This is a genomic window from Nocardiopsis sp. iso_238, from assembly GCF_056173325.1.
The window spans coordinates 290,288-306,308 of sequence record NZ_CM149668.1; the positions used below are offsets into that span (position 1 = coordinate 290,288).

General features: G+C 68.4%; 8 protein-coding genes. 2 read left to right on the forward strand and 6 right to left on the reverse strand.

Annotation, left to right across the window (positions count from 1 at the left end):
- The first annotated feature begins 268 nt into the window (after positions 1 to 268).
- A complete protein-coding gene (locus AC0VYL_RS01390) occupies positions 269 to 1,606 on the forward strand; it encodes an outer membrane protein assembly factor BamB family protein (RefSeq protein WP_475482078.1) in 1,338 nt (445 codons plus the stop codon).
- A gap of 248 nt (positions 1,607 to 1,854) precedes the next feature.
- Here the strand turns inward: AC0VYL_RS01390 and AC0VYL_RS01395 are convergent, their stop codons facing one another.
- The 4 genes from AC0VYL_RS01395 to eccCa form a co-directional block, all read right to left on the reverse strand.
- On the reverse strand, positions 1,855 to 2,958 hold the full coding sequence (locus AC0VYL_RS01395; RefSeq protein WP_475482079.1) for an outer membrane protein assembly factor BamB family protein: 1,104 nt from the start codon (positions 2,956 to 2,958) through the stop codon (positions 1,855 to 1,857).
- A 447-nt stretch (positions 2,959 to 3,405) separates the two neighbouring features.
- On the reverse strand, positions 3,406 to 4,839 hold the full coding sequence (locus AC0VYL_RS01400; RefSeq protein ID WP_475482080.1) for an outer membrane protein assembly factor BamB family protein: 1,434 nt from the start codon (positions 4,837 to 4,839) through the stop codon (positions 3,406 to 3,408).
- Positions 4,840 to 4,972: 133 nt separating this feature from the next.
- Complete coding sequence (locus AC0VYL_RS01405; protein WP_475482081.1) at positions 4,973 to 6,136, reverse strand: hypothetical protein; 1,164 nt, start codon at positions 6,134 to 6,136, stop codon at positions 4,973 to 4,975.
- Between the two features lie 93 nt (positions 6,137 to 6,229).
- A complete protein-coding gene (eccCa, locus tag AC0VYL_RS01410; RefSeq protein WP_475483446.1) occupies positions 6,230 to 10,192 on the reverse strand; it encodes a type VII secretion protein EccCa in 3,963 nt (1,320 codons plus the stop codon).
- 218 nt (positions 10,193 to 10,410) lie between these two features.
- Between eccCa and eccD the strand changes: the two genes are divergently transcribed.
- Positions 10,411 to 11,751, forward strand: a complete 1,341-nt coding sequence (eccD, locus tag AC0VYL_RS01415) for a type VII secretion integral membrane protein EccD (protein ID WP_475458271.1) — start codon at positions 10,411 to 10,413, stop codon at positions 11,749 to 11,751.
- Positions 11,752 to 11,930: 179 nt separating this feature from the next.
- Here eccD and AC0VYL_RS01420 read toward each other — a convergent pair whose 3' ends face one another.
- Together AC0VYL_RS01420 and AC0VYL_RS01425 are read right to left on the reverse strand one after the other, a co-directional pair.
- Complete coding sequence (locus AC0VYL_RS01420; protein ID WP_475482082.1) at positions 11,931 to 13,946, reverse strand: WD40 repeat domain-containing serine/threonine protein kinase; 2,016 nt, start codon at positions 13,944 to 13,946, stop codon at positions 11,931 to 11,933.
- 60 nt (positions 13,947 to 14,006) lie between these two features.
- Positions 14,007 to 16,007: a protein kinase gene (locus AC0VYL_RS01425; protein ID WP_475482083.1), complete on the reverse strand. Its 2,001-nt coding sequence runs from the start codon at positions 16,005 to 16,007 to the stop codon at positions 14,007 to 14,009.
- Positions 16,008 to 16,021: the final 14 nt, after the last annotated feature.

A 16,021-nucleotide genomic window follows, 5' to 3' on the forward strand; every position in this document is an offset into this window, starting at 1 on the left:
AAAGGGAACAAGTAGGTAACGAGACTCTCCGTTCACCCAGGTGGGACCGGGTACCGCCACCGGCGCGGGGAGCGGACACCGGGTCCGCGCCCCGCGCCGAGGCCGCTACGGGACCGCGCCCGCAAGGCGGCGCGAGCCTCCCGGGACCTTCTCCTGCACCACCAGTGCCCCCGGGCCCGGACCGTCTTGACTCCCTGGGCCGACGGCGAGGGAGCACGAAGAGTGCGGCCGACAGCTATCCGCTCACTATGGGGCTCAGTGGGGGTAGGTGGCAGACTTCAGCTCGATGAAAGGACCAACGAGGGGGACGTCGCTGCCTGCTGCGGTGTGCGCGGCCGTGCTCCTACCGCTGTCAGGGTGTGGGACCTCCTCAGGTTCCGACCACACCACCAGCGACGAGGTACGGGAGTTGGCCCACCCGGAACGGATCGAGCAGGTCGGCTGGGAGTGGCAGCCTCCTGAGGGCGCTCGGATCGTCGATACCGTTCCTGTGCCCACAGGCGTGGCCGTCGTACTCGATGACGGGTACGTCGTGCTCGCCGGGGACACGGGCGAGGAGATGTGGCGATACCGCGCCCAGGACGCCGCCCTCGCGGCGTACGCCTCCCGTGACGGCGAGTACCTGGCACTGGAGATCAAGGAGCCCGAGGCTGGCTCTCTGCTGCTTCGATTCGACTCGTCCACGGGCGAGATCCTTGAGGAGTCGGCCCGAGACGAGGCGGGTGGTGAGGACACCGGTGTGGACGTCAGCTCTTTCAGCCAGTCTGTGGGCGAAGGGACCATGGTCGTCCGTTCCTCCCAGAGTCCGGCTCTCACGGCACTCTCCCTGGGGACGGGTGATCGGGTGTGGACCCACGAGGAACCGACTGAGTGCACCACCGCCGAAGGCCTGAACAGCAGCACCGACGGTGTGATCGTCCTTGGTGACGTGGTCGTGGAGCAATTCACCTGCGCACCGAGCGTGGTGCGCGACTTCACCTTCACCCGGGAGGAAGGAGACGTCGTCCTCTCCGGCCTGGTCGGTCGCGATCTGCGTACCGGTGAGGAGCTATGGCGCTTCGAGGAGGACTTCGGTATCCATGCCTTCCAGTCCATGGATCATCGAAGCCTCGATCCTCTCTCCGAACAGCACCTGGTGATGAGGACGCTGAACTCCCCCAATGTTCTCTTCGACGTCTCGACGGGTGAGGTCATCGGTGAATGGGAGGGTGCGGTCATCGGAGTACTGGAGGACGGATCGGTCGTGGTTTGGTACCCCCGCGACGGGGAGTACCAGCGTGAGAACCCTGAGGGGACGACGCTGGCCACCCTGCCCAACCCCGCTGAGGCGATACCGGACTCCTCTGACGTCACCGGGATGGGGACTGACGATTCGACCGTCCTGGAAGAGGGCGTCGTCAACTCCGGTGAGCACTCACTCGGGTCGGACGCGCAAGTGTGGTTCCACGGCTGGAGCTCCGAGAACAGGCCCGCAGTGATCGATGTGAGTCAGGTCGTCACTGAGGACGAAGCACGAGTCTCCACCACCGTCGCACCCGGCGCTGTGGTGCTCACCTACGCGGCGGACGGTGATGATGGAGACCAGGCTCTTCTGGGCCTCATCTGATCCCTTCTGGCCGAGTGAGTGAGTGCTCCGGGCACAATAGCTGGTTCTGTCACCTTCTAACGGCACACCTTGCTTTCCGGAGCAGAGTTCGAGGTCGCCCCCTGGGGCGTCCAGGCCTCACACGGTTCTGGGGGCGCGAGGCAGGATTGGTATCTCGGTCGTTGTGTGATGTGTGGCCGTTCTTCCCTCAGGCAAGGAAGGAAAATGTCGTCGATCACCTCGTGTTCATGGTCCTGGATTCGCAGACATCAATGAAAGCCGACCACGCGTTGGGGGTTCTTGACTCCGGGGAACTCCCGAAGAATGATCGCGCCCGGAACTGAACGGAAGGTGGACGGTCCGACTTCGCTGTCGGCACGCCCGATACTGGGTATGCCGGTCGTGTCCACACTCACCGGAAGAGGGATGCGGTGGTCTTCCTTGGAATCCCAATCAAGCACGGCCATGTCCTGGCTCTCGGTGGCGCCAGTCATTCGAACTTTCAGCAGAGAATCATCCAGGACGAGGAAGTTGTTGAGTCTGCCACGTGCTACCTCAGGGCTGGTAATGACCTCGCTGCGTACGTTACCGTCGAAGTCACGTAGTTCGTAAGTAAGAGTGTTGTTTGTGGAGTCTTCGTTTACCTCCTCCTGCACGGTCAAATATCCATCAGGGAGCACGCGCAAAAGTGGGGTTTCCACAGTACTGGGCAGTCTGTCAGTGAGGACTTGGCCAGAAATGGTATCGATGACGACTGTTCCTCGTTCTTCGGAAATGTTCTGAAGAACGACCAGATCCCCGACCACACCGAAATCAAAGTCAGCGGACGGGCTGGGTGCGGGAAAAATATCCTGGTCCGGGCTGTAATCCCGGCCTTGCTCAAGCCTCCACAGTTCCTCGCCTTCGGCCTGGTCGATCCCTACCAGAGTCGCCTCTTGGAAGGGGCAAGAGTACTCGATGACGATTTGGGCATCGGTGAGTACGCCTTGAGAGACGTCCGCCAATTCTCCCTGGGTGCACGCTGGTACTACCGTCTCCCATCCACTATCCCCCTCGTCCCAAGGTTGCATGGTGACATGGGCTTCGTTGCCAGAATCAACGGTGAAAAGTCCGTAATCACCGATCAAGCCAGCAGCGGTTGGAGTGAATTGAGAAGGACCCGATGCGTTGTGTTCGAGTCGAATTATTTCTTCGCCAGATTCAGCATCAAGAACGACCATGGATTGCCCAGGAGTGAATGCGATCACTGATCCGTCTGGAGAAACGGAGAGGTCCGTCTCCTTTTTGGCTGTGTGGTATTCCGGGAGGAGGAATCTCCAGGCCTCTTCGCCGGTGGAGGTGTCCAGAGCAACTGCTCCGTTGTTCAACTCCATGATCGCCCCATTGGACGAGGGATGAACGGCTGTCACAAAGCTGCCTGCGGGACTTTCCCACACCCAGGCGGCCTCGGAGACCGTCGTGGGCGCGGGGAGTGGTTCGTTTGGTCTGGGTGTCGTGCTGTGGTCGACCGCGTTCCCGGCCAGTGGTTCCACGGATGTGGAAATCTCCTGTGCGTCGTCTGTGGCGCATCCGAGGGCGCCCAGGAAGAGCGCGAATATCGCGATGGGTGCGGACGCCGATCTTGGCGCGTGCATCATCGAAAAAATCGGATCATATTCCTTTGTTTGTTGGCTGTTCCACTTTCGCCCCGATTGAATTTCGAACCGAATTTCGTCTATCCGTATGATTTCCCGCCGGAATGGAAAAATCCAGGAGTCCCCGCTCACCCGCGTGGGGCCGATTCCGACGTGTATCCTCCGTCCTCGCCCGAGTACCTAACGCTACGGAACCGCGCCCACAAGGCGGCGCGGGCCTCCCGGGACCTTCTCCTGCACCACCAGCGCGCCTGGAGCGACGGTCATGTCGGCCGGGTTGGGGAACGGGCCTGAAGGACTCCCGTCCTCCTTGTAGTCCCGTTCGACCCGGATACCAAGGTCGATCACTCGGGACTCACCGTCCTCATCGATCACCAGGCGTGCCTTGTCCCACACGGATTCATCGGGATCGCGGGAGTACTCGGTCCGGTTCACGTCGAGCCACACGATCGCTTCCTCAAGGGGCAGGACGAACGCACTCCACCGACGCTCCAACGGTGCTGGAACACGGATCGTCGTGTGGGTGTCCCCGGTGAAGTCGGTGTACGAGTAGTCGAGCTCGTCGTCATCCGTCTGTCGGATCTCGGTCACCACGGTGTCCTCCAGAACTCCGATGACACTGCTCTCTCGGCCCGAGAAGAATTCCTCCTCGGTCAGGCGTTCCCCCGAAGCAGGGTCGAGTATCCACTCCTCGCCATGCGGACTCGGGGTCTCCGCGATCACCGCACCTGAAGTCGGTTGAACACCCAGCCTGATGGGGTGGAGGTCGATGGGAGCTTCCCTGTCGAGTTCGTGGCGCCAGAGCTCCTCTCCTGAGTTGGCGTCGAGTCCCAGGAGAACGACCGTGTGCTCCTGTTCCTCGGCGGTCTCGTCGAGGGATGCGATGTCCTCGTCCATGAAGTTGCCCGAAAGGATGATCGCGTCGCCCGAGGCGACCACTCCCTTCGGGTGGAAGTCCCGCCCCTCCTGACCTTCTCCTTCGAGGTCGGTGAGGCTCCACAGCTCGTCGCCGGTCTCCAGATCGAGTGAGAAAACACCGATGTTCCCATCGTCCAGGTCGCGGTAGACGATTCGGGAGGAGTCGGAGAGCAGACCCAGGTGTTCTGGGGTGGGGGACAGTGCCGCGATGTCCGAGGGGACTACCGCCTCAGCGGTGAAGTCCTCCGTGTGGGAGCCGAGTTCCTCGCCCGTGGCGGGGTCGAGGAGGACGACGTCGTGCGGTGCCACTGTGGCTTCGGACTCGTCCTCTTCGACGGGGTAGGCGAGTGCGACACGATCCCCGCTCGGCGTGATGTTCGCGTCCGTCACCGCCTCGCCCACGCGTCTGTACCGCCAGAGTTCCTCTCCTGTGTCGCCCCGTAGGGCGACGACCCCGTCCGAGACGGTCACGACCACACCGAAGGGAAAGGGGCACACGTCGACGATGTCGGTTTCCTCGGGGGCCTCCCAGCCCCACCCTACGGAGGTCAGGTTCTGTGGAACCTCCAGCGGTTCAGCGGATCCCTGGTACACCACATGGTCGATCTCGCTTGCCTGCCAGCTCCCAGGCACCAGAGAACACGACGAGAGCAATGGAAGAAGCGCGATCGCAGTCAGTTTTCTCTTCAGCTCCACGGTCATCCTCTGAATGCGATGTGATCGGTCAGGCCGGGACCGCACGGGATTGGATCACATGAGGACCTGTAGTCAGGAAGGAAAGGGAACCTCCTGGAGCATGAGTGCGACTGTTCGGCACTCGCACCGACTCCAGTGATCACCCTTCGAGTCCTTCCAGGGCCTCACGCAGATGGATGCGTGCGAGGTCGGAGTAGTACGTCAATCCGTCGTGCGGGGTGAGGAGCCGCTCCTCCCCCTGGTCGGACAGGAAGAGGTCGTCGCTCAGATCGCCCGGGGACAGGACCCGTTGATCGAGCAGGGATCGAACGGTCTGGTGCAGCACGTGGGAATCCACGATGTCCCTGGAGCCCATCACGAACACCTCCACGGGCTCGGCCGGGTCCTCGGAGGGGCTGGAGACGTACTCCTCCAAGGCGGGTGATTCCAGCTGTGGAGGGAGTACCGAGCCGCCGTGACGGACGTCCACGTATCGGTGAGCCGTGCCGAAGTCTTCGTTGACGGTGCGAGCGACCGGGTCGTGGTCGATGCCTCGACGCAGCTCGTTGCTGATCAGCATCAGTTCGGGCGCGGTGCTGTTGGCGGCGGTGAACAGCTCCCACTCGACGCTGTCGCCGGAGAGCGCGGCCAGGTGGGCTTCGTCGGTGCCGTCGCAGACCACCGACAGGTACGTGTGGCCGCCGTCCGCGGCCAGACTGAAATCACGGACCGGAGACTCGGCGTCGGCGCACCAGGAGCGCGGATCGACCTCCCAGATGGTCTCGCCGCTCTCCCGATCCTGCCCCTGGACGGTTTCCTCGACGAGGACACGGGTGTTGGCGTATCCCAGGTCCACGGCGACGGAGGTGTCGGGAGCCAGGAGATCGCTGTGCAGCTGCTCACCGGTGTCGATGTCCAGAACGACCTCCTGCAGGCCTTCCCGTCCCCAACGGGCGGGCACCGGATAGGTGACCACCACCGCGTCGCCCCGGGGTGTGACGCCCACGTCCGGCTCGGTGCCGGGAACCTGGTGGCTCCAGCGCCTGGTTCCGTCGGGATGTTGGATCGCCGCGACTCCACCGGGGACATGGGCCAGGACGCGACCCTGGGTATGGAGCAGGTCGGTCGCCCGTAGGCCGGGGTCCACCGGGAGGTCCTCGAACTCAGAGGTCCCGTCCAGCGTGCCAGGAGCGTGGATTCCGAGCTCTCCCGTGGTGACGTGTTCGACCTCGGGGGACTCCGGGTGGGGCCATGACACGGGGACGGCCACAAGGAGGACGAGGCCCGCGGCGCTCGCGGCGATGACCAGTGAACGACGCCGCATGGTTCTGGGGACGACTTCCTTGCTCGGGTGTCTGCCGGATTCGTGAGCGGGGCGGCGCTGTGGACCGTCCTTCCACGGCACCGCCCCGATTCCTTACGCGGGGGGTTCGCTCCAGCCGACCTGGACCAGGTCGGGGCGCTTGCCGCGTAGGGCCAGCTGGGCCCGGCCCTGGGGCAGCTGCTTGGAGGCCGCGCCGTTGGCCAGGCGCCCCTCCATCCGGTCACCGGAGAACAGCACACCCGGGGTGGCCATGTCGCTCAGCGACTGGAGCACCGGCTCGAACATGGCCCGCGCCGTACCGCCGGTACGGCGGGCGGCGATGATGTGCAGGCCCAGGTCCGCGCCCTGGGGGATGAACTTCGCCAGCGACGCCAACGGGTTGCTGCGCGAGGCGAGCATGTCCATGTCGTCCACGACGATGTACAGGTCGAGCCCCTTCCACCAACTGCGTTCCCGCAGCTGCTTGGGGGTCACGTCCGGGCCCGGCAGGCGCTGCTGGAGCGAACCGGCGAGGTTGTCCGCGACGGCCTTGGTCTGCTCCGCCGTCGTGCAGTAGGCCAACAGGTGGTCCTCCGGCACCAGCTCCAGGTGGGAACGGCGGAAGTCGACCATCACGATGCCCAGCTCCTTCGCCGGGCGCTGCACGATCTGCTTGACCAGTCCCCGGATGAGCGTGGACTTGCCGGTCTGCGGGTCTCCGAAGACCACCAGGTGCGGGTCCCGGTCGAGGTTCGTGACGGCCGGGGCCAACGAGCTCTCGGCCATGCCCAGCACGAGCTCGCGGGACCTGGTGCGGCCCGTCTTGCGGCCCTTGAGCAGGTCGTCCAGCTCCACGCGGGCGGGCAGCGTCCGTACGCCCTGGACCGCGTCCTGCGGCCAGCGCTCCCTGACCCGCTTGATCAGGTCCTGGATGCCGTCGGTCAGATCCTCGTCGCCCGCGACCCCGTCCACACGGGGCAGGGCCACCTGGGCGTGGTACTCCTCCGAGGTGAGACCACGGCCCGGCGCGTCCTTCGGGATGTCCTCCGCGATCTTCCGTCCGATCCCCGAGTCCATGGGGTCGCTCAGGCGCAGCTCGAACCGGCCGCCGAAGAGCGCCTGCAACCGGGACCGGACCTGGGACGAGGCCGCGCCCGTCAGGATCGTGTGCACGCCCAGGGAGGGGCCCCGCGTCGCGATGTCCATCAGGAAGTCGTCGGCCGCGTCGAAGGAGTCGCGGACCGCCGACCACCCGTCGATCATCAGGAACAGGTCGCCCACGACGTTCGAGGGCACCCTGCCCTCGGCGCGGGCCTGGCGCAGGGCGGCGGGGGAGTCGAGCTTGTACTTACGGAAGACGCGCTGGCGGCGGTCCAGGTGCCCGGAGACGTCCGTGAGGATGCGCTGCACCCTCTCCGGGTCGGAACGCCCGGCCACACCGGCCACGTGCGGGAGCTCGTCCATCGCCTGGAGCGCCCCGCCGCCGAAGTCGATCGCGTAGACCGCCACCCGGCCGGGCGGGTAGCGCCACGCCAGGCTCGTGATGACCGTTCGGAGCAGGGTGGACTTGCCGGACTGGGGCCCGCCCAGGACGACGATGTTGCCCTCGCCGCCGGTGAAGTCCATCTCCGCGGGGACCACGCGCTGTTCACGCGGGATGTCGGTCAGGCCGAAGACCGCCTTCGCCTCCGCCGGATCCGGCTCGGTGCCCTCGCCCTGGAGGTCGTCCCCCTCGCCGAGGTCGGTCAGGACACTGTCGAAGGTCAGCATCTCCGGCATCGGCGGCAGCCAGACGGGCCGCACCGGGTCGGCTCCCGAGGCCACCAGCCGGTCCACGGTCACCTGGAGGGTGGTCCGCTTCTCCTGCTTGGGCTTGTCCTCCGACTTCGACCTGATGGAGTCCACCAGGGACTCCACCAGCGAACCGGACCCGGTCACCTTGTTCAGGCCGTTGTAGGACAGCAGGGGGAGGACCGGGTCGTACTCGGTCTTCTCCTCCTTGACCGGCGGCTCGTAGGGCTGGGAGACCATGGCGGCCTTGAACCGTTCGAAGACGGACGTGTCGACCTTCAGGTACCCCGAGCCGGGTTCCGGCGGGAGGTGGTAGGCGTCCCCGACACCGATCGCCTCACGGCTCTCCGCCTCGGAGAAGGTCCGCAGGCCCACCCGGTAGGACAGGTGGGACTCCAGCCCCTTGATCTTGCCCGACTCCAGGCGCTGGGTGGCGAGCAGGAGGTGCACGCCGATGGACCGGCCGATGCGACCGATCGCCACGAACAGCTCCGCGAAGTCCGGGTGCGCGGTGAGCAGCTCGGAGAACTCGTCGATGATGATGAGCAGGTGCGGCAGCGGCTCCAGCTCGGGGTTGCTCTCCCGGGCCGCCTCGTAGGCGTGCAGGTTGGGCAGGTTGCCCGCGTTCTTCAGGATCTGCTGCCGCCGCAGCAGCTCCCCGAAGGTCGCCTCCCGGAAGCGCACCACCAGGCCGTCGTCGTCGGCCAGGTTGGTGATCAGCCCGGCGCTGTGCGGCAGGCGGTCGGTGTCCGCGAAGGTCGCGCCACCCTTGAAGTCCACCAGCAGGAGCGCCAGGTTCTCCGGTGAGTGGTTGATGACCAGGGACGCCACCATGGTGCGCAGCATCTCCGACTTGCCGGAGCCCGTGGCGCCGACGACGAGGCCGTGCGGGCCCATGCCGCCGAACGCCGACTCCTTCAGGTCCAGCAGGACCGTGTTGCCGCCCGGTCCCACACCGATGGGGACGCGAAGGTAGTCACCGGTGCTGCGCCTGCGCCAGGTACGGCGCGTGTCCAGCTCGGCCACGTCGGACACCCCGAGGATCTCCGGGAGCCCCACCGTCTCGTGCATGGCGTCGTCGCCGTCGGTCACCGCGATGCCGTACGGGGCGAGGACCCGGGCGAGGGTGGTCAGCCGCGCGACGTCGGAGCGGTCGGCCCTCCCCTCCAGGGGGACGTGCGTCGGGTCCTCGTCGGTCCTGGTGCCCTCGGTGTCCTCCTTCAGGGTGCCGTCGGCCTCGATCAGCAGCCGGAGCTGCACGCCGTCGGGCTCCTCCCTGCGGTCCGACACGAGGGTGATGACGTGGATGCCGAGGTCGGCCAGGTTGGAGACCGGCGGTTCGGCGTGCAGGCCGGACAGGGTCGACTGGTACTCACCGTCCAGGACGACCACGAGCCGCTGCGTTCCCGGGCCCGGGGGCTTGCCTCGACGGCGTTGCAGGTCGACGGTGCGGCGCTCGATCTCGTCCGAGAGCAGTTCCGCGATCTGCACGGTGTTCCCCGAGACGAACCGGGCCGGCATCGGCCCGTCCATGGCGTCGTCGAAGGTGTTGTGGGGCAGCCACTTCAGCCACTCCCACTGCGCCCGGAGCTTCTGGTCCCGCACCACTCCGACGCGCAGGTCGTGCGGGGAGTGGAAGACCGACAGCTGGGCGATCATCGCCCGGGCGAGCCCGCGTCCGGCCGCGCGGTCGCCGTTGATCGCGATCACGCCGTACTTGTGGAGGGAGACGACCAGCGGCATCTCCGGAACGTCACCGTAGAGCTCGATGAGCTGGTCCGCGGCCCCCTGGCAGACGGGGTCGTAGACGATCAGGGGGGAGGAGGTGTCCACCTTCAGCTTGAGGCGCCGGGCGAGCGGGCGTGTGCCCGACCCGACGCGGACGTCGAGGAAGTCGGGGTCGGACGCCCTGCGTTCCCACCTCCGCGCCCGGGAGCGCGCCGGTTCCGTGAGAAGGTCGGGTGTCGGGTGCCGGAAGGCGTTGTCCGAACGTTGTGTGGCGGCGACCTCGCGTACGATCTCGCGCAGCTGGTCCAGGTAGTCGACGTACCGTTCCCGCTGCTCCCGAATACGTTTACGAGGGCCGTTGTGCTGGGCGACGAACATGATGATGCCGACGATCACGCTGGCGATCATGATCATCACGCCCGCCACCATCATCAAGGGCCGGTGGCCCATGGTGATGGACATCAGGAGGGAGCCGGATCCGGTGATGATCGGCATGATGATCATCGCGCCCGAGCTGCCGGCCGGAGCGTTCTCCGGCATCTGTGGCGGAGTCGCGATGACCAGGGGAGAGTTCCCGGGAGCCGGCGGGGTGTTGCGGGCGGGCCGGGGAACAGGTCTCGTCGCCACGGGGGTCCCTTCTCCGTCCACCTGTGAGGTCTCGTGTCTGGGTGACTACGCTATAGATGATCTCGTGAACAACGCGAATCACCTAATTCGCGTCTGGCACAGCCCTTAGCCATGGAAAAAAGCACACACTTTGACAAAGAGGGTCTCGGGTGAGCGGATACTGCAGGGTCACGATCACCGGACCCCAGAACTGGGCCGATCTGGCGCTACCGGGGAGCGTGCCCGTCGCCGCGCTCATGCCGCGCATCATCGAGGTGTGCGTCCCCGAGGATGAGCCCTCGGATCCGGCCTCCTGGTCCCTCACCACGGTCGACGGAAGCCCGGTGCGGTCCGACGAACCGTTGGAGGGCGCGGGGGTCTACGACGGGGACGTCCTGCTCCTCGACCGGGTGGTGGCCCCGAGCCGCCCCGCGCACGTCGACGACGTACGCGGCGCGGTCGAGGACAGCGTGGACGAGACCGCGTGGATCTGGAACTCGACTACCACGCTGTCGTTCGGCCTGCTCGTGGGCGGTATCGGCCCGCTGCTGATGCTGTTCCTCATGATGTGGCTGCGCCCCTCGGTGGGCTACCTGGGGGTGGCGGCCTTCGGTACGCTCCTCACCGTCGGGACGATGCTGCTGGCCGCTCGCCGCCCGCTGCCCGTCGTCGCGAACGTCCTCTTCGCGACGGCGTGCGTGTGGGGAGGTGCCACGGCGGTCCTCACCGCGCAACTGGTGGTCAACGCGTCACCCCTCACCACGGCCGGGATCGCGCTGTCCGGGGGGCTGCTCGTGGCGTTGATCGGCTGGTCGCTGCACGAGACCGGGCTCTCCTACATCGCCGGGCTCACGGTGGTGGTCCTCGCGGCCGGTGTGCTGGTGCTGGTCGGGATCTTCGTGGATCCCACGCAGGGGGTGCGCGCGATGGGCATCGCCCTGACCCTGTGTGTGGGCGCCCTGCCGCGTGTGGCGATGGTGATGGGCGGACTCTCCGGCCTCGACTACGAGGTCGGGCGGTCGGGCCAGGTGGCCACGGAACGCTTCGAGGAGACCTTCACCAACAGCGACCGCCTGCTGCTGGGGATCGTCATGGGCACCGCCGTCGCGGGTGGCGCCGTCACCGTCCTGCTCGCCTACTTCGGTTCGAGCATTCCGGACCTGGCGCTGTGCGCCCTCCTCGGCGTGCTGCTGGTGATGCGCTCCCGCCTGTTCGACCGCATCCGGCACGTGCTGCCCCTGCGTCTGGCGGGCGTCGTCGGCCTGGGCGCCGCGGGGGTCGCGGTGGTCACGCAGTATCCGGTGTTCGGCCCCTGGCTCCCGGTGGTCGTGCTCCTCGGGGGCACGCTCCTGAGCGTCCTGAGCTGGGTGAAGCTGAACGACGTCCCCAGGGCCTCGCTCCGGAGGGTCCTCAACTGGACCGAGATCCTCGTCATCATGGCGATGTGCGTGATGTTCGCCTGGGGAATGGGCCTGTTCGAGTTCGTGGCCGAGATGACCGGAGCCAACTGATCCCGGTGCGTTGATTTCTCCGGGAATGGGTTCCGGCGCTCGCATCCGAACGATTCCGTCGTCGAAGGGCGGGTGCGCGAACACCCGCCGAACCGTCGGGTACGGGAATGCGACGTGCCCGACGAGTCGATTGGTGGGGCATTCCCTGTTCTCGCGTCGGTCGGGTGACTCCGGAGGTGCTATTCGGGGTACTCGTGCAGCACCTCGAAGCTCTCGGCGTCGACGACGAGGAGCCGTTCCTGGTCGTGGGTGAGGGTGGCCATCACCGTGCCCTCCGGGTGGAAGCCCAGCAGGGAGTACAGCGGTGCCCCGCCCTCGGTCAGCAGCTCCCCGGTGGCGGTGTCCCACACCCGCCCTCCCCGGTCCGAGGCGCCGTCGTCGCCGCTGGCGACCAGCCGTGACCCGTCCGGGGAGAAGTGGATCTCGAACAGCGGGTGTCCGTTGGTCCCGGGTGCCTCCAGGGGCGTGGTCGCGCCGCTGTCGAGGTCGTACAGCGCGGTGTCCTCGGGACCGGTGGTGACGGCGAGCAGCGTGGGGTCGGCCGGGTGGAAGGCCAGATGCTTGAGGTGGTGCCCCGTGTCGTTGGGGACGGCGGGGAAGTCCTCGTTGGGAAGCTCCAGCACGGTCTCGCGTGCGGCCAGGTCCCACACGGCCGAGGTGCCGGTCCCCGAGTAGTCGCTGACGACCAGCAGGGAACCGTCGGCGTTGAAGTGCAGGTCCCGGGCGTGGGAGTCGGTTCCGATCTCGAACTCGACCTCCTCGGTCCCCAGGTCCCACACCTGGACGAGGGGCTCGCCCTCGCCGTCGTTGACCGAGACGGCCAGCTTGCTCCCGTCGGCGCTCGGCACGGACCGGTTCCACTCGCCGAGCTCCCCGTCGAACAGGTGCCGGGCCCGTTCCGCCCCGGGGTCCCAGACCAGGGCGGCGTCGAGGACGGTCCCCACGACGGTTCCGTCCGCGCCCACGGCCAGGTGGTTGGGACGCTGCTCGAAGCGGCGGAGCTCCTCCCCGGTCCGCCAGTCCACCTCGACCAGGTGATCCATGCCCGAGACGTACAGGCTCTCCCCGTCGGGGGCGAAGCCGACGCCCAGCAGCCGGTCCCCGAAGACCTCGGACGGTTCCGGAGGCACCTCCTGAGCGCTCCCTTCCTGCGGGGTGGTGCCGTCCCGCCAGGGGGCGGTGGACAGGAGCACGAGGGTCGCGGCCAGCACCGCGACGGCGACCACGGCGGCCCCGGCGATGAGGGCGGTGCGGCCCCGGCCGCCCGTCGGGGTGACGGGCTGCGGGGAAGGTACCGGGGAAGCGGGGGCGGTCACCGCGCGGGCCCGCCACTCGTGGTCGCTGACGGCCTCGCCGACCCGTGGGGGGAGCCAGCCGTGTTCGGCGGAGGGCAGGGGTCCGGCGGAGAGCTCGCGCACGATGGCGTCGGCCGTGGGGCGCGCGGCGGGGTCCTTGGCCAGGCACCGGGACAGGAGCGGGCGCAGGGCCTCCGGGACGCCGTCCAGGTCGGGGGCCGCGCCGATCACCCGGGGGAGGACGTCCGCCGCGCGACCGGCGCCGAAGGGCGGCCTGCCGGTGGCCGCGAGGACCACCACGCCGGCGAGGGAGAAGACGTCGCTGGCCGGGCTGGTCTCCTCTCCCCTGACCTGCTCGGGGGAGGTGTACGCGGGCGTGCCGAAGCTCTGGCCGGTCCGGGTGAGCACGGTGCCCTCGACGGCACGGGCGATGCCGAAGTCGATCACCTGCGGGCCGCGCGGGGACAGCAGCACGTTGCTCGGTTTGAGGTCCCGGTGCATGAGCCCGGCGGCGTGGATCGCCTGGACGGCACCGGCCAGGCCGACGGCCAGGACCCGGAGCGAGGGTTCGGGGAAGGGGCCGTGTTCCCGGACCGCCTCCTTCAGGGTGGGGCCGGGCACGTACTCGGTGGCCATCCACGGCGGGTCCGCGTCGGGATCGGCGCCGAGCACCGCCGGGGTGAACGGGCCGCGCACGCGTTGGGCGGTGCGTACCTCGCGTGCGAACCGGGAACGGAACTCCTGGTCCCCGGCGAGGTCCTCCTTGACCACCTTGACCGCGGCCAGTCCGCCCTCGGGGGTACGGGCCAGGTGGACCTCCCCCATTCCCCCCGCGCCCAGGCGGGCGAGGAGCCGGTGGGGGCCGACGTGGGAGGGGCCGGTGGGGGTCGGGGGGTACACGGGGTCAGCTCCTGGGGACGGGGACGGGGACGGGGACGGGCGGCGGGTTCTGTTATCCGGTCAGCTCAGCTCCTCGACCACCTCGAACGTGTCGGGGTCGACCAGGACCAGCTCGCTGTCGACGGCGGTGCTGGCGGCGAGGACCCCGCCGTCCGGGTGCGGGACGAGGGCGCTGTAGGCGCCGATGACCTCCTTGCCCTCAGCGAGGTTCGCGCCGCTGGTCAGGTCCCACACGTAGGTGTGGAACCGCCACGCCCCGGGTCCGGTGGTCACCTGCCAGGTCGCGTACACGCGGTTCCGTTCGCCGTCCACCAGGAGCCGGGTGAGCATGGGCTCGTCGTCCGTCTCGAACTCCTCCCGGGTGAAGGAGGCGACCTCCGACCCGGTGGTGTAGTCGCTGATGACGACCCGGTCGCCGTCGAGGTAGGCCACCTGGGTCTCGCCCGGGACCGCCGCGAGGCGGGTGTTCGAGGAAGCGACGACGACGTGCACCTCCTCGCCGGTCTCCGCGTCCCAGACATGGATCTCGCCGTCGCTGTTGGTGGCGAAGTGCCGGTCGTCCACGAACACGGTGCCGTAGTGCAGGCCCGGGGCCATGGGCGCGCCCGCCGCACCGGTGGCGGTGTCGATCACCACGGTGCTGTCCTCGCCGCTGGCGCCGCTGACGGTCACCGCCAGGAGGCCGCCGTCCGGTGAGAAGTCCATGGCCTCCACGTCCTTCGGCTTCAGCAGCCAGCGGCCGTTGTCGTCCGGGCCCTCCTGGGGGCCCAGGTGCTCGGCGGAGGTACCCGAGGACAGGTCGTGGGTGTGCCCGATCCGCACCGGGTGCTCACGGCCCTCGTACTCGACGGACCGGGCGGAGGTCACGGTGCAGCCGACCGGGGAGAACCTGGGTTCGACACCGAAGGTCGAGTGCGTCGTCGGCCGTGCGACCAGCTCACCGGAGTCCCAGTCCCAGACCGTGAGTCCGGCGGTGGAGGCCGCGGCGAGCACGTCCCCCTCGGGGGAGAAGGCGGGGCCCCAGAACGTGGCGTCGTCGGGCAGGGGCTCCTCGGGTGCGGGAAACCCGGGGCCGTCCGGGCAGCCGGTCCCGGAGACCAGGGCCCGGGCGTCGGGGTCCTGAGGGTCCTCCGGCGCCGCCTCGCCGCCGAACAGGGCGTACGCCGCCCCCGCTCCCGCCAGCACCACCAGGGCCAGGACCCCCGCGCCCACGGCCAGGGCGCGGCCCCGCCTCCGGGGGGCGGGAGCGGCGTCGGCCGGGACCAGCACCGCTCCCTGCGCTTCGGTGGCCGCGTCGATCGCCGCCCGCACCGGGGGAGGCCAGGCGGCGGGTTCGGCCGGGCCGCCCAGCATCCGCACGAGGTCGTGGGCGCTCGGGCGCAGCCGGGGGTCGCGTTTGAGGCAGGCGTCGATCAGCCCGCGCAGTTGCAGCGGTACCCGGGCCAGCCCGTCGGGGCCCTCCACGCCGCTGGCCGCGAAGCACAGGGTGGAGGCCCACGAGAACACGTCCGTTGCCGGGGCGGCTCCTCCCTCGGGCGCCGCGAAGGCCGGATGCGGCGCGCGCCGGTCGGTGTCGCTGACCGCCCACTCCAGGCCGGGGTCGGCCAGCAGGGCGGTGTCGGTCGACAGGAGCACGCCGTCCGGCCAGAGCGAACCGTGGGCGCGGTTCGAGGCGTGCAGGTCGTCCAACCCCTGGGCCAGGGCCAGGGCGAGCGGGTGCAGGGCGTCCGCCGGGAGCGGCCCGTTCCCGCTGACGAGCTCGGCCAGGCTCGGGCCGAGGGGGCGGGACACCGCGACCCAGGGCACCGCCCCGTGCAGGTCGGCGTCGCGGACCGCGCACACGTGCGGGCCCCTGGGTCCCCCCGCGGTCGTCACCTGGTGGGTGAAGGAGGAACGGAAGGCGGGGTCGGTGGCGTATTCCGGCCGGACCACCTTCACCGCGACGGGGTCCTCCGCGCGCACGGCGCCCAGGTAGACGCGCGCGTAGGAGTCCTCTCCCAGACGGGCGTACAGACGGTACGGCCCCACGGAGGGCGGGTCGTGCGGGTGCAGAGGGAACATGGGCCTTTCCGGGG

Excerpts from the sequence above, each read along its gene's own strand:
- AC0VYL_RS01395 (WP_475482079.1), bottom strand. The coding sequence starts at position 2,958 with ATGGAGTTGAACAACGGAGCAGTTGCTCTGGACACCTCCACCGGCGAA.
- AC0VYL_RS01405 (WP_475482081.1), bottom strand. The coding sequence starts at position 6,136 with ATGCGGCGTCGTTCACTGGTCATCGCCGCGAGCGCCGCGGGCCTCGTC.
- AC0VYL_RS01425 (WP_475482083.1), bottom strand. The coding sequence starts at position 16,007 with ATGTTCCCTCTGCACCCGCACGACCCGCCCTCCGTGGGGCCGTACCGT.
- AC0VYL_RS01400 (WP_475482080.1), bottom strand. The coding sequence starts at position 4,839 with ATGACCGTGGAGCTGAAGAGAAAACTGACTGCGATCGCGCTTCTTCCA.